We start from the raw sequence: 22,081 nt of genomic DNA, 5'->3' as shown, positions 1-22,081 counted from the left end.
GCTTTCACTCAATGTTACTCCTCTCCAGAAACAGTACAGATTGAACCTTGGCATTGAAATACGAGCGTAGGTTTACCACCATAATCATTAATATAAGTTAGATAAGGCGTTGATAATGATGGTGATATAATGTCGTGGTCAGATTTTGGTGGCACCATGACAACATTAAACGCATTTTTTTCTGCTTGATTTTTGCTATTGCCAAAGCCAATCACAGTTAAGTTGAATGGGGTGGTATTATTGAGACGATAGCCATTAGCGATTTTTGTTAAAGTGACTTTATGTGCCCACTTAGTTTCTGATTCCGATAAAATGCTTTTTGGGCGATAAAATAATTTCACTCGGGATTGCAATGCGATTTGCAATATATTTCCGTCATTCGATTTAGGTGGCACTTCGCGTAAGTTAAAATAAAAAACAGATTCTCTATCTTGCGGTAATTTGCTCAGCTCAGGCGTGGTGCTTAAACGGACCAAACTGTTACTCGTCGGCTCAATGCGCTGTAATGGCGGTGTCGCTAAAATTGCGCCTTTAGTCAATTTATTCCCTTCAATATCTTCAATCCAGCTTTGTGCAAGATAAGCTTCTTCTGGATTATCATTTGTAATGGTGACATTAATTGATTTATCGGATGCAGGAAAAATAATTCGTGTCCTATCCAATGTCACAGCGCTGTGTGCGCTAACGGATAAAAATACTGTCGTAAGCAGAAAAAAGGAAAATACCCACGAACGTAAAAACAAACTCAACATAATAAACCTCATAAATAAATTAAATGTGTGCAGCTAATCCGAATGGTTTTAAATAGATTCGAATAGTTATTTCTTTATTGATACACAGGGCAGTAACAACATATTGGTTGATGTATCTAAACTTTCAGGAAGTGACAATTGGCACTGTGCTTGCCCTCCCCAATAAACAAGTAAATTTTCCTTAGGCGATATTCCCACTAACCAAGTCACACCATCTTCCCCGACAATGCCTAATTCAAGGTTATTGTGGTTGCGAACACTGGCACCAAATGGCGGCGTTTTATCATTGCCCAATGATAAAATAGCGAAGAGTTTTTCTCCTTTCATTACGGATAAACTCCGGTAGCCAATCGCACCTTTTGTGAGAGTGATGTCCGTTGATGCCCCCAACGTTTCTAAATTATCGGGCAATTTACTGGTATTAATTGATGCGTTAGCTTTACGGTAACTGCTAACATTAGGGATAACAGCTAAACCGAATCGATTCGTTTTTATCGTGCCATTATCGAGTGGCACATCACCAACACCGGGAGTTTCAATCATTAATCGAGTATCTCCACTTGAACCTCGGTGCAGTGCAGCACCATGTGAAGTCGCGGTTATCCCACTATTAATAGACAGACCAACACTGCGATATTGTTGAGGGACATAGCTTGCATTTGCTGAAATATTAGCTTGGGAGAGATCTCGGGAGTAATAACCACTGATGCTCGATTCGCTATCATATAATTGCCCATGGTTATAACCCACAGTGACATTGTAGCTATCACGATCGTTATAGCCGCTATAACTAGCGCTATGGTTATGTTGGTTATACTCTCCCGTCTTAGTATAAGATTCAGACAATGACACACTGTGACCGTTATAAAGTGGAATACTTAAATAAAGGTTCACTGCATCATCTTTATAGCCACTGTCTCGCTCAGTGCGAATTGCAGATAACGATATCGTCGCATCTTGCTGGGAAAGTGCAGGAAGACTGATATTGGTACTTGCATATAAGCCATATTGCATTTGTGATTTGTCATGCCAATACGTGCTATATTGATAATTCAGTGAAAAATTAAAATTATCGAAATATTTATTCAAATAGATTTGATAATTTTCTTTTGGTGCACGAGAGACATAACCTGAACTGACTTCATCCATAAATTGGCTGAGTGTTCGGTAGTTTTTATCTGCGAAGCGATAACCCGCAAAGGTAATATCTGTGCGTAATGCATCAAAAGATTTTGAGTAATTTAACCTATATGAGCGGCCTTGCAGGGTTTCTTGAGTAAAGCGTGCAACTGACTGTGTCACATCGAATGACAGTGCCCCAAACGCGAATAGGTCTCGCCCAATACCAATAGCAGCGGTTTGGTAATCAGTATTAAGTTGGGAGCCACCATAAAGTGACCATTCATTTGATAAACCATATGATAATTCCCCACCTGCAACAGGGTTTCCTGTTAGCTGATGACCGCTAAGTCGCGTTTTACCTGCAACAAATTTATAAATGAGTCGCCCTGGACGGGTTAAATAAGGTAGTGAGGCCGTATTTAAACTGAATTTCTTTTCTTCACCGTTTTCTTCACGGACGGTGATATCCAAAACCCCACGAACTCCACTATCCAGTGTTTGGATACGGAATGGCCCAGGTGGTACGGTTGTTTCTAACAGAACACGTTCTTTGCTGCGAACAATAACTGTTGCATTGGTATTTGCAACCCCAATAATTTCTGGGGCGTATCCCACCAGTTTCGGGGGTAGCATACGGTCATCACTTTCTAATGAAAGTCCGGTGTATTGCCAAGACTCAAAGACGTTAGAATAAAAATAGTTTTCACCTAACGTCAAAATAGCCGATAAAGACTTAATAGAAGTAAATGCATACAAGCGACTAAAATCAAATTGCTTTGTTTCTTGTGATGATTGGCGATTTCCTTGCTGCTTCTGGTAAGTGCCATTATAATCACCGCGAAAACGCCAAGCGCCTAAATTTATGCCAGCGGTTCCACTCGTCGAAGCATAAGTGCGTTTGCTTCCTGTATTTTCTTTTGTGACAGAAATGTTTGCACTGTAGTCGATTAAGGCACCATTAACACCCTCTTCCCATAATGCAGGTGGCACCCAGTCAGGATCACGATATTCCATCCAAAACTGAGGGATTGTCATTTTTAAGGATAATGTTGCGAGTTCAATTTTTAGTTGGACTCCTGTTAGGGCTGATAAATTCAAGCACTGGTCATTATTCGAAAGATGGACTTTTTCTTTTGCTGTCTCTTTTAGCCCAATGAGATCAAGCAAATCAGCAGGTAGACACGTTGTTTGTAGCAAGGTTTGCTCGGGGGTGCTTTGTTCAAAAACCGTAATATCCCGAGGTGCGCCTAAACGCTGCCCATTAACAAAAATAGTTAGGACATAATTATCTGGGGGGACATACCCCGCGACAGCAAATTGGCTCATATCGACGTTTTGGAGATCTTCAGCATCTAATACATCCGTATTAAACTCTGAGGCATAAGCAGTCAACGTGCTAAAGTTTAATGCCACTAAGATGGCCAGCCCAACTTTACAATATGTGAACTTCATGCTTATACCACTCCGAGAACAACAAGAAATACTAGCCAATGCAATAGGATTGACTGTTTTTATCTTTGTTTTATTGATAATCGATGAAAAAACGAATTAACCCTTGATAACGGCCTGCTTGGAGAGGCTTTCCCGTTAGCTCAAGTTGTAAAAAATAGCGAAGCACAAGTGATTGTCCTGCCTTACCTTGTCTTAATACGCTGCCGAATAGTGAATAGCTTTCCCCAGGGATTAAGGCTTGCATTGTGCTGTCAAGAACAGAAACGCCTAGTCCTTCAGAGGGGCCTTGTAAGACAAAAGCATTCATCTGGTTTGCACGATGGCCATCAAAACGTATTACCCATGTTTTGCTATCAAGAGAGGAAAACAGGCTACCGCAATTACTTAATTCAATCTCAAAAAGCTGGTTGCGTTCTTCTCGGGATACCTTTGTTGATAATAAATTCAATGCTAATGATGAAAAATTTACCGTTTGAAAACGATCTTTCATCATAATCGAACAAGGTGTCGCTATAACGCTGCCAATCATCTGAGTCGTTCCTTCATGTCGTACCCCTATGTCCTTTTCTGCAAATACGGTGAAGCATCCACAAAAATAGATGAGTAGAACAGGCACAAATTTTCGAATATCAAATAGATAAGTAAGCACTTTGTTTTCCTTTATATGCATTAAGTAGCCGCCAAAAATTGGCGGCTATTCAAAGTGCTTACTGATAAGTAATACGGAAGTTTGAAACAGCGGTAAATTTACCTTCTGCAACATCTTTAGTTTTATCAATTGCTTTAGCTAATGCTTTGAAAGATAAAGTCACATCGCCATCAGTGTTACCGGTAGGTAATACATCTTTTGCAACACCAAATTTGAAGCCATCAATCACGATACCTAAGTTATTTGCGTTACCTGTTGATGTAGAAAGCATTTCACCGCCATTCACATAGTTTTGGCCAGTAAATACTAAGTCCATGGTTTTAACACCAGCAGCATTACCGCTTTCGCTATCAACTTCGCCGAAATTAGCGAAATCACAACCAGTTAATTTAATATCAAAGTTTGCTTCTGCCGCTTTACCGCTTTGTAAGGCTTTGCGAGATAATTGACCGAAATCAACAGTTTGTTTTAATGATGATTGTTGGATGTTACATGGTGTATTCACAACTGAACCAACAAAATCAATTGTTCCTGTGTTATCAGCCATTGAGCTAAATGGAATAACAGATGCGGCAAATACAGTAGCAACAGCTAATTGAGATAATTTCATTATTATTTCCTTAATATGTAAATAGATTTAATATATTGAACGCTTACTAATATCAAATGACAAAGTCACTCATAAAATGGGAAAGGTTTCCCTTGCCTAGACTTAAAGAAAAGGCGACTAATAAATAGAAGGCTAACCTTCTAATTTAAATTTTTTAATTAAAATTGTTTCTAATGGTAACTTATTTTTAATTTTTCTTATTTAATCAGAACGATCAGCCATTACCTTGAAAAGTAATTCCGACCAATTTCTATCTAATGCAATTAAAAAATTTCAACATCTCTACACTAATTATTGTAATACCAAGTTCATAGAGAGAAACCTGCTGCTAACTTAAATGAACTAGATAACCAACTTGATTGAAGAATAATGATTTTTTACGGGTATACCTTAAAAACGAACCAATATCTTTTCGTAAATAGCCTTTAATTTTCATTGTAATAGGCTCCAATTCATTAAGCTTTAACACATGGTGTTGTATGATTTTTATTCATCAAAAAAATAGCTAACATCAACATTAAAATAAATTGAAATAATCATTATTTTTGATGTTGATATATCACTTTGACCGTTCTCATACCGAGATAATTGTTGTTGCGATATGCCAATAACCTTAGCTAAATTAGAGCCACTTAAGTTATATTTCAATCTAAGTTTTTTTATTTTTTTTCCAATGTTTTTTGATACGACATTAACTATGTTATCTCTATCACTTAGAATAGAAAGTGAATTGAAAATTTCATTTCTCATTAAAGCACCATTGACGTTGACGTATTAAATGAAATAAGACACCAATCGTTTAACTCAATATAGGATACAAAAAATCTGAGTTAAACCAAAACAAAAAAATAAATTAATTATTTAAAAAAATTAGCTACAAAGTTAATAGGTATTTTTTTACTAATTAAGGTTGTTAAAAATAAAAAGGTATAAAAAAACAATTATCAAACAACAATATACAAATAACCGTGTTAAATTTTTGTTAATAAAACCCTCAAGCTTTACTTACGCTAAATATTGTAAGGAATTGTAACTCCAATAAAAATAAGTCGCTATATGGCTAGTTATTTAGTGATTATTTAAATGTAGCCACCACTTTTTCTAGTTTTGGGTCGAGTATTCAATGTATTAATTTGGTTAAATGTAATGTTCTCTTTCAATGAAAGTACCAATGATTTTGTCAATCATTTCAACAGTTCTTGAATACCTCTATGTTTTTCTGTTCAGCCTTTTTATCTTGTTTCTTAAGTTCAAATTTTGATGTTTTATTCCCTGTGTAAATCGTTTACCAATCGAGTGAGTTTCCCTTGGTAATAACTGGTATGCTAGGTAATTATCGGTACACCAAAACTGAATATCAAACTTAGAAAGCCACCTTAATAATTTTTGCTGGCTCTTACGGCTCCTTGAGCCCAAGACATGCGCCACTATATGTTTTAACTGAAGTGACCAGACATACCATAACCATCGTTGTCGCTACTACAATAGCCATAAGAGTTTTATTTAATTTCACTGGGTAAATCCTCAACTAAGTCGTAATTTAAAGAAAAAATTAAAAAGAAGCCCTGTGATTAAATATTAATCACAATAGAATTAAATTTTAGATACGGAATATAGCTAAATTTACCTAGATAAAACCACTATATATTTATGAATACGGTAATTAAATCTTTTTGTCTTTTGAACTCTGGCTCACACAAATGCTATAATTACTCTCATATGCTGTAAAGCAGGAGAAATCTATCGAATATACCAAGTTTAATAGTCAGTTATTTCTTGTCATATTTATTCATACTACAATTATTTTTACATGATAAAAATCAATGAGTTACAAGTAATGTGTTATTAATTCATACTTAACAACATTTCTTTCACATACATCAACCATTACTTTTTTGCAATTACTTACACTTGTTACGCGTGTTAATAATTTCATCTAACTAAACCGCCCCCTTAAATCTCCAGACAGTTGGTGTCATTTGACTTATTGATAATCTTAATACTCGTTTTTAGGTTAGTTCTTGAAAAATGAGATGAACTCATCCCAACTATTTGAGAGCGGTGAAGGGTTCGGCTGATGAGGTGAAGATCTTCGCACACTTCTGACATCATTGTGCCCAGTACGAAATGAATAAAGCTCCCTAATGACTAGAGGGCCCACAACATGAAATCCCCCCGTTGTCGCCGATATCGCAAAACATCTTATACAGGTTCACTTCATTGAAGAACATATAGGTGAAGTTATCGATAAATAAAGCACGGTACCCTGTTGGAATACTTTAGCAATCATAAGCCTAGCCTTATCGGTACTGATGGGCTAACCAGCTTCCCTGATGCTATTAACTGTATCTATCCTCAAACGAAAGTTGAGTTGTGCGTCATTAACAAAATCCGCAACTCAATAACCTGATTCACGCTTTCCTTACTGATCGGCTTTCTATGGTCGTTACGGCCTATAAACACAAGTTCATAATGCCCTGACAGTGGCTTGAGTAAATTAAACAACTCGATCACCTGTTTTGATAATGGCACAACATGCGGTCGCTTTATTTTCATTACTTCAGCTGGTATCTCCCAAACCCCTTTTTCTAAATCAATATCCTGCCAACGAGCAAAGCGGAGTTCTTGCGTTCTAACAGCCGTTAGCAAAATAATTTCAGTCGCTGTTTTGGTGATGATACTGCCAGTGTAACCAGCTAAATCTTTTAGGAAATATGGCAGTTCTTGATTTGTTAAGAATGGGAAGTGTTGCTTTTTAGGTGGAGTTAGAGCAGAAGCCAGATCAGGAGCTGGGTTATATTGCGCTCGACCAGTAATAATGACATAGCGAAAGACCGCAGCGCTGGCGGACTTTACGCATCTTCTCTAAGGCTCCGTGTTTTTCCATCTTACGTAAGGTTTCAAGTAGCTCTAGGGGTTTAATCTCTGCTATCGGATGCTTACCAATATAAGGAAAGATATCCTTTTCAAAGGTATCAATAATTTCATCACGATAACGTAGTGACCAACGATCTGCTTTAGAGGTGTGCCATTCACGAGCAACTGCTTCAAAGGTACTTTCAGAGGCTAAATGTTTTTATTTACTTGAACTTTATTTTGAACCAGCAATTTTTTCGTGCATCAGCTAATGAAACTAGTGTGCCCCTCCTCCATCGGTCATTTTATAGGGGGCTACCATTGGCCTTGAGGCCGCTACCTGGCAGGCGTAAAGCTTCATTGTGGGGGCATCCAAAAATAGGGGAAAATTATGCCCCCAATTTTGCCCCCAAACAGGGGTAGAAACCAGTAAACAAGGGGAGAATCAGACAGACTTCGAGATGATTAATCTTATTGATTTAAAAGGGAAATATAGACTTTGGGAGAAATTTAGAAACTGCGTTTGGCGGAAGATCACAGGAGTCGAACCTGCCCGGGACTGCTGGCAGCCCCAACTGGATTTGAAATCCAGCCGCCTCACCGGAGACGACGATCTTCCTCTATAACCTATAGATTGGAGCATGATTATAGACTGAATCCATTATTTTCTAAAGCATTGAAACCGCAACTATCACCTTTATTGATAAAAGCTAATAAAAACCCCACTTATTGATAAGCGCTGATAAGAAAAAACGTTATCTTGATATTGAGGTTTACATTTCTGCCCCCATATACTTTCTTATATTCATAATGGTGCGCTAATTTTATGCCCCATACACCAATCGTATTTGGGTATAAATTCACCATTTAACTTTTATTGTCAACACAGTAAGCCTTGGCCTACGAGCACAAGCCTGCAATCACAGGATGTTTTATGACAAATGCATTATTAACCGATTCTGCCCTACCTCGCTTTTCTACTATAGAGCCTGCACATGTTTTTCCTGCTGTCGAGCACGTACTCACCGAGTACCGTCAAACAGTTGAAAACCTCCTTGATGCCACAGACCAATATACTTGGGATAACCTGTGCCAACCGTTAGAAGAAGCCAGCGATAAACTCTCCAGAGTTTGGTCGCCAGTGAGCCACCTGCATTCGGTAAAAAATAGCCCTGAATTGCGTGAAGCCTATGAACAATGTTTACCGCTGCTGTCTGAATTCAGTACGTGGATGGGTCAGCACGAACCTTTATATCAAGCCTATAAATCATTAAAAGAAGGCGCTGAATTTAACTCACTCAGCCAATCACAGCGGAAATCTATCGAGAATACTTTACGTGATTTCGAGCTATCTGGAATTGGCTTACCCCCTGAAAAACAGCAACGTTATGGTGAAATTGTTGCGCGTTTGTCAGAGATTGCCTCTAAATTTAGCAATAATGTGCTTGATGCCACCATGGGGTGGACGAAACTCATTAAAGATGAAAAAGAATTAGCGGGTATGCCAGAAAGCGCCATCGCGGCAGCTAAAGCCATGGCAGAAGCCAAAGGTGAAGAAGGTTATCTATTAACCCTCGATATGCCAAGCTACCTACCTGTCATGACTTACGCCGACAACGCAGAATTGCGCCGTGAAATGAGCCATGCATATAGCACTCGTGCTTCAGACCAAGGGCCAAATGCCGGTAAATGGGATAACAGCGAACTCATTGATGAGTTAATGGCATTACGCCATGAACTTGCACAATTATTAGGTTTTAAAAACTACGCTGATAAATCTCTGGCAACAAAAATGGCAGAATCACCAGAGCAAGTATTAGGCTTCTTAAATGACTTAGCACAACGCGCCCACCAGCAAGGTAAAGATGAACTTGCTGAATTAACCGCCTTTGCAAAACAGCATTATGGTGTCGATACCCTAGAGTCTTGGGACTTAGCGTATTATAGCGAAAAGCAGAAACAGCATAAATTCTCATTAAGTGATGAGCAACTACGCCCTTATTTCCCGGAGCAACGTGTCCTTAATGGCTTATTTGAAGTCGTTCACCGTATTTATGGGTTAACGGCAAAAGAACGCAATGATGTAGAAACATGGCATAAAGATGTGCGTTTCTTTGAGTTATACGATGATACCAATACTTTACGCGGTAGCTTCTACCTAGACCTCTATGCACGTGAACACAAACGTGGTGGAGCTTGGATGGACGACTGCATGGGCCGTATGGTGCATAAAGATGGTTCATTACAAAACCCAGTTGCTTATCTAACCTGTAACTTCAACAAACCATTAGGTGATAAGCCAGCACTCTTTACCCATGATGAGGTGATCACACTATTCCACGAGTTTGGTCATGGCTTACATCATATGTTAACGAAGATTGATGTTGCTGATGTAGCAGGGATCAATGGGGTACCATGGGATGCGGTAGAACTACCAAGTCAGTTTATGGAAAACTGGTGCTGGGAACCTGAAGCACTCGAGTTTATTTCAGGGCATTATGAAACAGGCGAACCATTACCTGCAGAAATGCTAAGTAGCATGCTGGCTGCGAAAAACTACCAATCTGCAATGTTTGTGCTACGCCAATTAGAGTTTGGTTTATTTGATTTCACCTTGCATGCTGAATATGACCCAGCTAAAGGGGCTCAAGTTATGCCAACCTTATACGCCATTAAAGATAAAGTCGCGGTAGTGCCTTCACCTAAATGGGCACGCTTCCCGCATGCCTTCAGCCATATCTTCGCAGGGGGTTATGCTGCGGGTTATTACAGCTATTTATGGGCAGATGTTTTAGCCGCAGATGCATATTCGCGTTTCAGTGAAGAAGGTATTTTTAATCGCCAAACTGGTCAGTCATTCCTTGACAATATTTTAAGCCGCGGCGGCTCTGAAGAACCAATGGCGCTATTTGAGCGCTTCCGTGGCCGTAAACCAGAACTAGACGCGATGTTAAAGAGCTATGGTATTCATGGCTAATAGCACTGCGATCCAATTGATCTGTGAAGAGGGTGCCGATCGCGGCGCCCTTTCCCAACTTTCTGAAAAATGGCAGCTTTCTCATACCCCTAACGCGGTGATGGCTCTGGTACTAACCCCTGAAAACTTACAACTACGTAAACTGGATGAACCCAAACTCGGGGGGATTTTTGTGGATTTTGTGTCAGGAGCCATGGCTCATCGACGAAAGTTTGGTGGTGGTCGTGGTGAAGCTGTCGCCAAAGCTGTTGGAATTAAAAAAGATTATCTTCCTGACGTGATAGATGCGACGGCTGGCCTTGGCCGTGATGCCTTTGTTTTAGCCTCTCTAGGCTGCCGTGTCCGTATGTTAGAACGCCACCCTGTTGTGGCTGCATTATTAGATGATGGCCTACAGCGGGGCTATCAAGACGCTGAAATTGGAGAGTGGTTAAAAGAGCGTATGTCTTTGATCCATGCTTCTAGCATTACCGCTTTAAAAGAAGTGACTCACGCACCCGATGTTATTTACCTTGATCCAATGTATCCACATCGGCAAAAAAGCGCTTTAGTTAAGAAAGAAATGCGAGTGTTTCAGTCATTAGTAGGGGCTGATGATGATGCGGATTCCTTACTCGCACCAGCTATCGCCTTAGCAAAACGAAGAGTGGTTGTTAAACGCCCTGATTACGCAGAGCCCCTAGCGGGACAAAAAGCGCCTTCAGCAATTACGACAAAAAGCCATCGATTTGATATATATCCGTGCATTAAAAATAGTGATTAAAACGTAACGGCGAAGGGCGTATGTACAGGTGAAATTATCAATATAATACAGCCGCCCTTTCGCGTACGTTTACAGGTAAGAGAATTACAACACACCCTGCCCAAGCATTGCATCTGCGACTTTCACGAAGCCTGCGATGTTAGCGCCTTGAACATAGTTTGTTTGTTTCTCCTCACCCCCAAATTCAACACAGTGTTGGTGAATATCCAGCATGATGTGATGTAAGCGAGCATCTACTTTTTCAGCTTTCCAACTGAGACGAGCCGCATTTTGCGCCATTTCTAAACCTGACGTTGCCACCCCACCCGCATTCGCGGCTTTACCTGGCGCAAACAAAACACCCGCTTCTAGGAACAACTCCGTTGCCGGAATGGTTGTTGGCATATTCGCCCCTTCTGCGACTGCTTTGACCCCATTTTTAATCAACACTTTTGCAGCATCAATATCTAGCTCATTTTGTGTTGCACAAGGTAACGCAATATCCACCGGCACATTCCACGGTTGCTGACCCGCTAAGTAAGTTAAACCAAACTCTTTGGCATACTCTTCAATGCGACCATAGTTATTTTTGATTTCTTCTAAACGAGCCAGTTTTTCTGTTGTAAAACCATCTTCATCCACCACAGTACCGCCTGAATCAGAAGCTGTGACAACTTTAGCACCCAGTTCCATGCATTTATCAATCGTATACTGTGCTACGTTACCTGAACCAGAAACAGCAACTCGCATACCATCAAAACCTAAGCCATGGCGTTTTAACATCGCATTAGTAAAGTAAACTAAACCATAGCCAGTCGCTTCTGGGCGGATCAAACTCCCACCGAAAGACAGACCTTTACCCGTAAATACACAAGAGGTGTCGTTAGACAGTTTTTTCATCATACCGGTCATGAAACCGACTTCACGTCCACCCACACCAATGTCCCCAGCAGGTACGTCAGTGTTTGAGCCAATATGGCGATATAATTCAGTCATCAAGGCTTGGCAAAAACGCATCACTTCACCATGGCTTTTCCCTTTAGGATCGAAGTCAGACCCCCCTTTGCCTCCGCCCATCGGTAATGTTGTTAACGCATTCTTCAGTGTTTGCTCAAAGCCTAAGAACTTCAGAATTGATAAGTTAACGGATGGGTGAAAGCGCATTCCACCTTTGAATGGCCCAATGGCTGAACTGAATTGAACACGCCAAGCACGGTTCACTTGCACTTTGCCGTGGTCATCAACCCAACATACGCGGAACTGAATAACGCGCTCAGGTTCAACGAAGCGTTCAAGTAATGCTTGGTCACGATACTTTGCATTTTGTTCTAAAAAAGGCCAAAGAGAAGTGAATACTTCCCGCACAGCTTGTAAAAACTCAGGCTGTGAAGGATCTCTTTTTTGGACAGACTCCAAGAACGAAGATAGTGATTGTGTCATCTATGTCTTCCTTTTTAACATGTAGTTGTTGTGATGTGCCTCACTCTTTCTTGTCATTATTTTTAGGAAATGTGAGGTTGATTTGTGTTTGCCTATTGAATATATCATTAGTTTGTATTCTAAATTCAAGGTTTTTTTTCACTGTAATGCAAAATAAATCGCTTGACCTGCCAATAACCACCTCGAAGTACATATTTTGTAACAAAAAAAACGCCTGCATAAGCAAGCGTTTTTAGTGAATAATTTTTCTAATTTAGCGATGTGACTTATTCTTCATCGTCATTTAATGGCACAATCAACATATCCACATGAACTGTATTGATTAGCTGACGAGCAGATGACATTAACTTGCTCCAGAAATCTTGGTGATGACCACAGACGACTAAATCCATATTATATTTTTTAATCGCATCAACCAGTACTTGGCCTAAATCACCACTACCGCTAAGAGTTTCTTGGATTTCATAATCTGCACCTGCAGACAAGTCCTTCAGAGCGTTACGAGTTTCATCCGTAATACGCTGTTGCATGTCACCAAGGTTGACATCAATAAGACCAGTGTAGAGGTCCGAATAGTTCACATCAACATGGATCATGGATACTTTGGCCCCGTAAGGTTTTGCCATAGAGACAGCCTTATCCAGTAATACTTTACTTTCAGGTGATAAATCTACCGCCACAAGAATATGTTTGTAAGCCATAAGTAAACTCCTTCCAAATGCTGATTATCCAGTGGTTATGCCTTCACCACATCTTTATGAATACTATACCTGCAAATTGTGATTATTAAGTGTTGCTTTGATCACATCTAAGCAGATTAACCTTTAAATCATCAGTTCATATAACATTTTATAAAACAATAACATCATTCATTCAATATTAATATATTTGCCTAAACAATTTGAGCTAAGGATACACTAAAATTGCGTAAAACATTCTCCCATGCTCTTTTATATTTTAGACGAACATACATAGAAACTACTGACAATTTTCTCAATATAAACAAATAGTCATCATAATTTTGTGCCCGCTGCACTTTTTTTAAGCAAGAATATATCCTACAATAAAAAAACTTAGTTTAAGTGCAACGTTTTGCTGTATTTCCTTTGTGACAATTGCAGTGAGCTAGGCGCAGTTGAACTTTGCTGGTCACTTCTCATTAATACAAGGCATGAAAATCAATAGCATTACGGTAAAGCGATAGCTTTGCTGCTGAGAGAACCAATCAAAAGGTCAATAGCCCCTAGGTTCTAAGGAGGGGATTATGTTCAGTATGATTGCATTGTTTTGGGCATTATGTATTTTATGTATCTTGAATATGATGCGGTATTTTTCTTCAATTCGTGTTTTATTGTCCATTTTAAGGGATTCAGACCCTCTGCTCTACCAATCCGTTGATGGTAATGGGTTTTTTACCACCCATGGTCAACTGAACAAACAGCTGCGATTGGTTAGGTACATCAATAATAAACAATATATTGACCACTACGACCCAGAAGTCATTTTACGCTGTGAGCGAATTCGTAAGCAATTTATGATGATAAGTAGACTTAGCATTCTTGTTGCTGTAAGCCTAATCTACTTATTAGTGACAGGTTAATAATATTCACCCACCTAACGATAAAAAAAGAGTGATGGCCGTAAGGCCATCACTCTTTCGTATATTTATATTACTATGTTCATGTAACGTTTAAAGGCCCCATACAAACGATATGAAGCCAAGTTAAGCGCTGTTAGATAAACAGCAATGATAGCCAGTACAAACCGCCAGATAACACAATTGAGACAGGCAGAGTCAGTAGCCACGCTAAAGCAATGCTCTTGATGGTTTTAGTTTGCACACCACCACCGTCGACAACCATGGTACCAGCGACTGCTGAAGATAAAACTTGCGTCGTTGAAACAGGCATCCCAGTGTAACTTGCAACACCGATGGAAACCGCCGCCGTGACTTGCGCGGAAACACCTTGCGCATAAGTCATGCCTTTCTTACCAATTTTCTCACCAATGGTAACAGCAACGCGCTGCCAGCCAAACATGGTACCTAACGATAACGCTAAGGCAACAGCAATGATGATCCAAAGTGGCGCATACTCAACGGTATACAGCAAGTCATTACTCAATTTTTTCAGTAAACTCGCATCTTTCGAACTCGTTTCTGGTAACTTAGCAACAGCATTTGCGGTATCAGAGATACACATCAATAAACGACGTGCATGATTACGTTGATCAGGCGTTAGCTCTTCATAGCTTTGAATGCCATCCAGCATGGTTTGCGCTTGATTTAAAATCGCACCAGTACGGGAACTATCACAGTGGAATTCACCACCGGGCTCATCGCTGCTTTCAGCCACCACAGGGGCATTTTCTATCGCATGGTTTAACGCTGGTTTATGTGTTTCATAGTATTGTTGCAGGTGGACAACCGCATCATGCGTTTTAGCGATATCATAGCCGTTTGAATTCATATTCATCACGAAGCCCGCTGGCGCAACACCAATTAGCACCAGCATGATAAGACCGATGCCTTTTTGGCCATCGTTCGCACCATGGGAGAAACTGACACCAACCGCAGATAAAATCAATGCAGTACGCGTCCAAAATGGTGGCTTACGCTTCCCATCTTTTTTCTCACGTTCTGCTGGGGTTAAGTGAATTCGACGACGTTTCTTTGTGCCACTCCAATAACGGCGCAAAAAGAAAATCATCAAACCAGCTATCACAAAACCAATTGCGGGAGATAAAATCAATGACATGAAAATACTGATCATTTTCGGTACGTTCAAGGCATCAACTACAGATGAATCAGTTACAATCGCGTTGGTTAAACCCACCCCGATAATCGCCCCGATCAGCGTATGTGAACTTGAAGCAGGGATACCTAAGTACCACGTTCCAAGGTTCCAAATGATTGCAGCCAGAAGCAATGAAAAAACCATTGCAAGGCCGTGAGCTGAGCTCACATTAAGCAAGAGGTCTGTTGGTAAGAGGTGGACAATTGCATACGCAACGCTCAACCCTCCCAGCAAGACACCGAAAAAGTTAAAAACCCCTGCCATGACAACTGCGAACTGAGCCCGCATTGCTCTGGTATAAATAACCGTTGCTACCGCGTTAGCGGTGTCATGGAAGCCATTTATAGCCTCATAGAACAGCACAAATAACAGTGCTAGAACTAATAATAGACCTGTATGAAATTCTAAACCTGTAAAAAGATGTAGCATAGACGTTAAGCCATTATATGTTGGACATGAACGCGGCGCATTATCAGTGACAAACGCTGGCGGTGGAAGCAAAATCTAACCTTTTTTTGATTTAACTACCCATCAAAAAAGTACCTCATAGTAATTACCCCATATATTTCAATAGATTGGCTTAAACAAATTTATTCTGAATTTTTGCAACTTTTTAACGATGTTTCCAGAAAATAATCATCATTTGCTATTTTTTGCCGAATTTCTCTAATTATAATACGTCCTACATACTTTTCATCAGTTCTACCTCAAAGCTTTACATTACAATCATGACAAGATGACGTAAAATATCTATGTTCATAATGTAATTATGCTTAAAATCAAATATATAGAGAACCTTATTGTGAAAAATATTGACGTTATTATTTTAGGTGCAGGTGCAGCAGGTTTATTTTGTGCCTCACTCGCTGGCAAACGAGGCTTAAATACGCTGGTGCTTGATAACGGAAAAAAACTCGGCAGAAAAATATTGATGTCCGGGGGTGGCAGGTGCAATTTTACAAACATGTACACAGAACATAGCAATTACCTTTCAAGTAACCCTCACTTTTGTAAGTCAGCACTTGCTCGCTACACACAATGGGATTTTATTGCCTTGGTCGCAAAATATAATATTGCTTACCATGAAAAAACATTAGGGCAGCTTTTTTGTGATAATAGCGCACAAGATATCGTCGATATGCTAAAAACTGAATGTGATTTACCAAATGTGGCTATCAAGCTACGCAGTGAAGTCACCGCCGTCGAAAAAACAGATAATGGTTTCTTAGTTACTATCAACGGGGAAAATGTGAGTGCCCACTCACTCGTTGTTGCAACCGGAGGGTTATCTATGCCCGGTCTCGGTGCAACACCCTTTGGTTATCGTCTCGCAGAACAGTTTGGGCATACCATTATTCCTACACGTGCAGCATTAGTGCCTTTTACTTTACACAAGCCACTGTTAGAAGCATTACAAGTACTTTCAGGTATATCCGTTCCTGCTGAGGTTACAGCAATGGATGGGACCGTATTTAAAGAAAATATCTTGTTTACCCACCGTGGTCTCTCTGGGCCTGCAATTTTGCAAATTTCTAGTTACTGGCTTCCTGGCGAGTATGTAAGTATTAACTTACTTCCTAACCTTTCATTAACTGACTTTATTATGGTGGAAAAACAAAAACACCCTAACCAATCACTTAAAAATACACTGGCTAAATTATTACCAAAACGGTTAATCGAGGTATTACAGGCGCTAGGGCAAATCCCTGAGTGTCCACTAAAGCAACTTAATCACCCTCAGGTTGAAGCACTACATAACACCTTACATCAATGGCAGGTACAACCTAATGGGACTGAAGGCTATCGTACCGCTGAAGTTACACTTGGTGGAGTGGACACACATGAAATTTCATCTAAAACGATGGAATCGCTTAAAGTATCTGGCTTGTATTTTATTGGTGAAGTCATGGATGTGACGGGTTGGTTAGGCGGCTATAATTTCCAGTGGGCATGGAGTTCAGCAGCAGCATGCGCTGAAAATTTACCTTAATCTGAACACATAAAAATACGGTCATCCGAATTGGTGAGCGTGATATTGCTCACCATCAACCAAAACAATCTGCTCATTGCTTGATTAAAGCCATCACCGAAAAGTCCCAAGCGCGGCCGAGGTCATGATCGAATTAAAATAAGTAATCATCTCGGAAGACAGAACCGCCGTACACTTAACCCCCAATTTAAATTTTTCGAAATTGAAATTTATAATTAGATAGCTCTAATAATTCTAAACGCTTTAAGGTGGTTAGGTTACGCCATAGAACTCGGGTTTTTAATTCTCACTATACTCAATCAGCACTGTCTAAGACAGCCAATAAAGCCCTTACTTAACAAAGAACCATATTCATAACTATCCTTGAGATTTTCCCATGAAACTCTTTTTTAACCTTTCATATTAGGAAGTCATGTAAAAAACCATTATCTATATTATTCCTTTATTATATATAACCTAAAGACAGTTCTATAAGTTTAGATATTTTTTTATATTCAAACTTTCGTTCATTACTTGGGTGCTTAACCAGCTTTAAACTCACAGCGGTTGAACTATTAAAAATGTGTAATCTAACATACAGTAAAAAACCATTTACACCCTATTTAAATTATAAATAAGAGTGAGATTTCTAGACATTAACTTATTATCAATAATATTTAGTTAGTTTAAAATATGTTTTTTAGATATTAAATTTATATTTTTTATATTAAATGGCCCCTTTCGGGGCTATCGGTGTCATTATAAAATACTGAGATAGTATTATCGAGTTAGAGTAATTCGAGTGCGCGATTTTAACATTTCATTTTGATCCTCTACTTTGTTTTCATCAAGTGCTTTTCTAGTCGCCTCAATAATAAAGGAACTAAGAGATAAGGAAGTATATCCGTTTTTTTTAAAGTATTGATATTTTTCTATATATTCAATTGGAATATTGATTAACTTTGCTTTTTTTAACATAAAATCACCATTGCGTTGATTTATAACCTTGTATGTATCTGTGTAGAAATGTGACTAACATCATCTAAATTTAAGGTGAAACAATATAAAACGATTAACAGTTCTAAACAAAAAATAAAAAGTAACAAATGTTAAATATCAATATTATTCATACATTTAGGAGAAAATATCCATCTTCCCTAAAATCAACCGAATAGCTAGATTAGATACACACATTACCATAACTGGCTTTACATCTAACTCACTTTTAAAAATAGACCTCAGCCATTAGCAGCAATCATTAAATTATCTTTCATATCATAAACGAATAGTTAGTATGCTTGATTTAATATTATAAATATATTTATAACCACTATAGAAATATTGATTTCTATCCGAACCCCTTATCGGATATCAATACCGGTTCATTACCCGCACGGATAGCCCATTTATCAGGCACAGGCCCTCACAAGGTTTCTGCCTTTAGTGCTCCTTTCTGCGGTTTCCTATCTCTCTTAAGATTTCATTAAAGATACGGTCGAAACTATTTCTCATAGTATTAGTTTTTGACTTACTAACTATCTCACCTTTTGGTAAAAAATCGGCTGAGTCAAAATCTATCACAAAGAACTCGCCATTATTATATATGATGTTCCCCTTATTTATGTCGTTATGTGAGATCCCATGACTTTGCAATAAAGAAGATAGTTTCTCAGATGGTTTACTCGTTTTAATTGCCGTCTCTATTTTTTCTAATAACACAGGGTTAGATAAGTCTTTAATACTACTTAATACATACCCATCTATTTTCTTCAATTTCACTGACACCGTTGCAGAACCATCTTTGTATGGAGTAACTCTTACTGTACCTGAACCTTTTCCATAATACCGATTAAATCCTTCTGCATTTTTTTTTGCTGAAGAGAGCCTACTTTTGTGAGTCTTATTAATTCTGCTCTTATAGATTTTGCTAACAAACCCATCCCCTATATCATAAACCTCACTTAAACTTCCTGTACCAATGACAACTGGTTGTATCTTAGATTGGTTTTTTATATGAGACATCGCCACTTTTTCTGGCATGCCAACACTTTCCATCATATTTTCTAGAGGCGTATTTATATAATTAAATCCTCGTTCCCTGCTAAAACAAACAGGGGTTATTTTCTTACTACCAAATATTTTTTTACCCGTAACCATAAACTGTGGCTCATCTATCCAACCCTGTGAGCTAATTAACTTGAAATAAACATTATCGTATTTTAGATAAAGTGTCCCTTTTTCCGACTCATATAATCCAGGATTGGTTTCAGATGGTTTAATCCCTCGGATTCGTCTTTCGGGGACCCCATTATTCCTGTTCTCATTAAGCTTGCTTATCAGCCCGTCAGAAAAATGTAAGCACGAAGAACCCGGTGATCGCCCCAGTCGACATGGTGAGTAGTTTACGGATAATTTCTTCTTTTCATTGACAATGAAATATCTTTTACCGAACCGAGACACCTTTATGTCAGCACTGTCAGTTTTTATAACACCACTTAAACTCGCACTCCTTCCATTTTCTGGGATGTAACGATAGAACTCATAACCAATTTTTATTGCATGAAAGGATCCTGCAGATGTTTGACTTGTTACGGTATAGATACCATGCTGATTTGGGCTTATTGAAACCAGTGTTTTTTTGTCTATGCTCCCATTTAATAGTTTACCTATCCTAAATGGGAAGTAAACTTTTTCACCTGATGTTTTAATGTACTTGGGAGTTCTTACCCATTGCTTATTTTTCAAAGAGTAAGATATTCTTCGGTGCTTACCATCGATATTAGTAAAATATCTACCATTTTTAATAATAAACTCTCTGTCAGTCCCTTTAATATTAACTGACAATTTGTTATTTTTAAAAGATAAGCCCTCAGGCACCCTTAACTGACCTTCAATTGTTTGTCCTTTTGAATCTTTTGGGGAGGTAGCTACGATGCTTTTACCCAAAGTAATAAGTTGGTCATTTACTTCAAATAAATCATCCGTATTCAGTTGTTTATTATCGATGCTATCCGCTATCATTCTGAATAGAGCCCCACCCAATCTTTGTGTAACCACAAGTGGCTGACTACCAGGTAGCAATGCTGTAATTGCCGATATCGTTTTGTCTACCTTTGAGGTTATCGATAAAAGATTTACCCTTTCTTCTGGGGTTGGGCATCCGTAATTATTATTATAATAATGAATAACCTGAGATTCCTTTGCAAGTTCACTTACTGGGTTCCTTAAAGTTTCACCAATCTGTCTGAATACATCTGGGCGGGATAAGTTTTGTCTTTTTTCAAAACACGAAGAATCCAACTTTACGGTTTTAACATCATCAGGTTCAGGTGGAGGGGTCGTTGTTTTCTGTTTAAAAACCGCATATCTAGATGACCGATTTTTTATAGGCAGCTTTTTTTCTTTATCTTGATATCCTGCTGCAGGTAATACACTGGCCTTTTGGATGGTCTCCCAGAAGTGATTACTGTTAGCCGATTGCTCAACATTTTCAGACATTGAAGGTTTCATTTCGCTCTCGGATACCGTTGTTGGGCTAGTTGCAACAACAGGGGTATAGGTTAACTGAACTTCGGTTAGCAACATTAGCAGTGGGGCTGCTATACCCTGTCGCGGATTTGTAGTCTGGTACGATGATCTGCTCAACTGTTCATGAGAATTGACAACTCTGCTAATACTTCGTCCTAAAAGGTGTATTTCATCCGGAATGGCTGAATGGTCAGAGTTTATGCCCCGAGTCTGTTCTATAGGGTTCATCCTAAAACTATTGTGCAGCTTATTCTGATAAGCTCCTGCTGTAACTCTGTACTGCAACGCTGATATTGGCATAATTAGTCCTTTTAATTAAAACGGCGTGCTTATCGGTATTTACGATTTTTGATTGCAGCCCCAAGGCATACGTTTTTAATATCCTTTGAGAAATTTATAGGCAGCATGACGATTACAGATTGGTGAATAATAGACATCTACTGTCTCCCTATTTTTATCAATCACACGGTAAAGATAAAAGCATTTACCCGTTATCCTTCATATAGGTTTTATTAAGTTGCCATAAAAAGACAGTACAAATAAATTGATATGTTTTGATGATATCGTTCCAATCACATATTTAATCTAAAACTTATCATGAAAAGCCAGTGGAATATCTATAGACCCTATATATTTAAGATAATAATTTATAGTGAAATATTTTTTGCTAATCAGAAAGTTAATTAATATTATATTTTTATACTAAAAAATAAAACTGGCTGAAATATAAATAAATATAATTCAGGGTATTACCTTATATCTTAAATTCTAAAACGCTTCAAAATACGCTTCTATTTTTATCATTGTAGAGGTTATATGAAACTCCCAGCTCCATTCATAGCCCAAGAAAACATAAAACAGATAACTTCACTAACCGATAGAGTGCTCCTTGATATTAATGGTACCCCAGCGTGGGTGGGGAACTATGCTTATGGTATGTGCTTAGCGATAGATACTGGCTTACAAAATATAAATACAAAATGGCTAATGCATGTTTGTTTATGGCTGGCATCTAAGTGCAGTTTTACTGATGATAGCCTTATTTTAGAATCTAACCGTTTATATTTACTACGTCATTACAGCAAAGAACTAAATCATCAGCAGTATAAAAAGCTAATATATCAACAGACTAAACTAGTTAAATGGCTATTTAAACACTATACAAACACGATATTAACCGATAATTAGA

At 38.7% G+C, this 22,081-nt stretch carries 16 protein-coding genes, 1 tRNA gene and 3 pseudogenes; 6 read left to right on the top strand and 14 right to left on the bottom strand.

From position 1 onward, the window contains the following. Window positions 1–14 precede the first annotated feature (14 nt). The 6 genes and pseudogenes from ACPEH5_RS18715 to ACPEH5_RS18690 form a co-directional block, all read right to left on the bottom strand. Window positions 15–752, bottom strand: a complete 738-nt coding sequence (locus tag ACPEH5_RS18715) for a fimbrial biogenesis chaperone (protein ID WP_166686998.1) — start codon at window positions 750–752, stop codon at window positions 15–17. A gap of 66 nt (window positions 753–818) precedes the next feature. Next, window positions 819–3,326 carry a fimbria/pilus outer membrane usher protein gene (locus tag ACPEH5_RS18710; protein WP_048605557.1) on the bottom strand — a complete coding sequence of 836 codons (2,508 nt, stop codon included), beginning with the start codon at window positions 3,324–3,326 and terminating at the stop codon, window positions 819–821. Between the two features lie 70 nt (window positions 3,327–3,396). Continuing rightward, window positions 3,397–3,975, bottom strand: coding sequence for a fimbrial protein (locus tag ACPEH5_RS18705; RefSeq protein ID WP_220129034.1), 579 nt, complete (start codon window positions 3,973–3,975; stop codon window positions 3,397–3,399). 58 nt (window positions 3,976–4,033) lie between these two features. Continuing rightward, window positions 4,034–4,585 carry a fimbrial protein gene (locus tag ACPEH5_RS18700; RefSeq protein WP_042848585.1) on the bottom strand — a complete coding sequence of 184 codons (552 nt, stop codon included), beginning with the start codon at window positions 4,583–4,585 and terminating at the stop codon, window positions 4,034–4,036. A gap of 486 nt (window positions 4,586–5,071) precedes the next feature. Further along, window positions 5,072–5,335: a helix-turn-helix domain-containing protein gene (locus tag ACPEH5_RS18695; RefSeq protein WP_042848586.1), complete on the bottom strand. Its 264-nt coding sequence runs from the start codon at window positions 5,333–5,335 to the stop codon at window positions 5,072–5,074. 387 nt (window positions 5,336–5,722) lie between these two features. Then, window positions 5,723–6,061: pseudogene (locus tag ACPEH5_RS18690) on the bottom strand (IS1 family transposase); the annotation flags it as partial. A 713-nt stretch (window positions 6,062–6,774) separates the two neighbouring features. Here ACPEH5_RS18690 and ACPEH5_RS18685 point away from each other — a divergent pair. Further along, window positions 6,775–6,899 (top strand): annotated as a pseudogene (locus ACPEH5_RS18685) (IS110 family transposase); the annotation flags it as partial. Window positions 6,900–6,979: 80 nt separating this feature from the next. Here ACPEH5_RS18685 and ACPEH5_RS18680 read toward each other — a convergent pair. Together ACPEH5_RS18680 and ACPEH5_RS18675 are read right to left on the bottom strand one after the other, a co-directional pair. Continuing rightward, window positions 6,980–7,643, bottom strand: a pseudogene (locus tag ACPEH5_RS18680) (tyrosine-type recombinase/integrase); the annotation flags it as partial. Window positions 7,644–7,965: 322 nt separating this feature from the next. Beyond that, window positions 7,966–8,060 (bottom strand) — tRNA-Sec (locus ACPEH5_RS18675). A 315-nt stretch (window positions 8,061–8,375) separates the two neighbouring features. Between ACPEH5_RS18675 and prlC the strand changes: the two genes are divergently transcribed. Together prlC and rsmJ are read left to right on the top strand one after the other, a co-directional pair. Further along, window positions 8,376–10,418 (top strand): oligopeptidase A, encoded by a 2,043-nt coding sequence (gene prlC / locus ACPEH5_RS18670; protein WP_042848587.1) that lies wholly within the window; start codon window positions 8,376–8,378, stop codon window positions 10,416–10,418. After that, window positions 10,411–11,181, top strand: coding sequence for a 16S rRNA (guanine(1516)-N(2))-methyltransferase RsmJ (rsmJ, locus tag ACPEH5_RS18665; protein ID WP_048605560.1), 771 nt, complete (start codon window positions 10,411–10,413; stop codon window positions 11,179–11,181). Before prlC ends, rsmJ begins: the two co-directional genes overlap by 8 nt. Before the next feature lie 84 nt (window positions 11,182–11,265). On the opposite strand, the gene gdhA is transcribed toward rsmJ, so the two are convergent. Together gdhA and uspA are read right to left on the bottom strand one after the other, a co-directional pair. Continuing rightward, a complete protein-coding gene (gdhA, locus tag ACPEH5_RS18660) occupies window positions 11,266–12,600 on the bottom strand; it encodes an NADP-specific glutamate dehydrogenase (RefSeq protein ID WP_042848589.1) in 1,335 nt (444 codons plus the stop codon). 266 nt (window positions 12,601–12,866) lie between these two features. Next, window positions 12,867–13,301 carry a universal stress protein UspA gene (uspA, locus tag ACPEH5_RS18655; protein ID WP_042848590.1) on the bottom strand — a complete coding sequence of 145 codons (435 nt, stop codon included), beginning with the start codon at window positions 13,299–13,301 and terminating at the stop codon, window positions 12,867–12,869. 563 nt (window positions 13,302–13,864) lie between these two features. On the opposite strand from uspA, the gene uspB reads away from it, so the two are divergent. Next, on the top strand, window positions 13,865–14,200 hold the full coding sequence (uspB, locus tag ACPEH5_RS18650) for a universal stress protein UspB (protein ID WP_042848591.1): 336 nt from the start codon (window positions 13,865–13,867) through the stop codon (window positions 14,198–14,200). 133 nt (window positions 14,201–14,333) lie between these two features. Here uspB and pitA read toward each other — a convergent pair whose 3' ends face one another. Further along, a complete protein-coding gene (pitA, locus tag ACPEH5_RS18645; protein WP_042848657.1) occupies window positions 14,334–15,824 on the bottom strand; it encodes an inorganic phosphate transporter PitA in 1,491 nt (496 codons plus the stop codon). Window positions 15,825–16,197: 373 nt separating this feature from the next. Here pitA and ACPEH5_RS18640 point away from each other — a divergent pair, with 373 nt between their 5' ends. Further along, window positions 16,198–17,385 carry an NAD(P)/FAD-dependent oxidoreductase gene (locus ACPEH5_RS18640; RefSeq protein ID WP_042848658.1) on the top strand — a complete coding sequence of 396 codons (1,188 nt, stop codon included), beginning with the start codon at window positions 16,198–16,200 and terminating at the stop codon, window positions 17,383–17,385. Window positions 17,386–18,144: 759 nt separating this feature from the next. Here ACPEH5_RS18640 and ACPEH5_RS18635 read toward each other — a convergent pair. The 3 genes from ACPEH5_RS18635 to ACPEH5_RS18625 form a co-directional block, all read right to left on the bottom strand. Then, complete coding sequence (locus ACPEH5_RS18635; RefSeq protein ID WP_042848593.1) at window positions 18,145–18,342, bottom strand: hypothetical protein; 198 nt, start codon at window positions 18,340–18,342, stop codon at window positions 18,145–18,147. Between the two features lie 462 nt (window positions 18,343–18,804). Further along, window positions 18,805–21,192: a hypothetical protein gene (locus tag ACPEH5_RS18630; RefSeq protein WP_166686997.1), complete on the bottom strand. Its 2,388-nt coding sequence runs from the start codon at window positions 21,190–21,192 to the stop codon at window positions 18,805–18,807. 75 nt (window positions 21,193–21,267) lie between these two features. Next, the gene (locus tag ACPEH5_RS18625; RefSeq protein WP_225833207.1) at window positions 21,268–21,387 is read right to left on the bottom strand and encodes a DDE-type integrase/transposase/recombinase; all 120 of its coding nucleotides are present in this window, start codon (window positions 21,385–21,387) and stop codon (window positions 21,268–21,270) included. 321 nt (window positions 21,388–21,708) lie between these two features. Between ACPEH5_RS18625 and ACPEH5_RS18620 the strand changes: the two genes are divergently transcribed. Continuing rightward, window positions 21,709–22,080, top strand: a complete 372-nt coding sequence (locus tag ACPEH5_RS18620; RefSeq protein WP_042848594.1) for a hypothetical protein — start codon at window positions 21,709–21,711, stop codon at window positions 22,078–22,080. Window position 22,081 lies beyond the last annotated feature (1 nt).

The sequence above is a fragment of the Providencia sp. NPDC089933 genome (genome assembly GCF_049545585.1).
Lineage (GTDB): Bacteria > Pseudomonadota > Gammaproteobacteria > Enterobacterales > Enterobacteriaceae > Providencia > Providencia huashanensis.
This window is presented reverse-complemented; position numbering and strand designations above follow the sequence as displayed.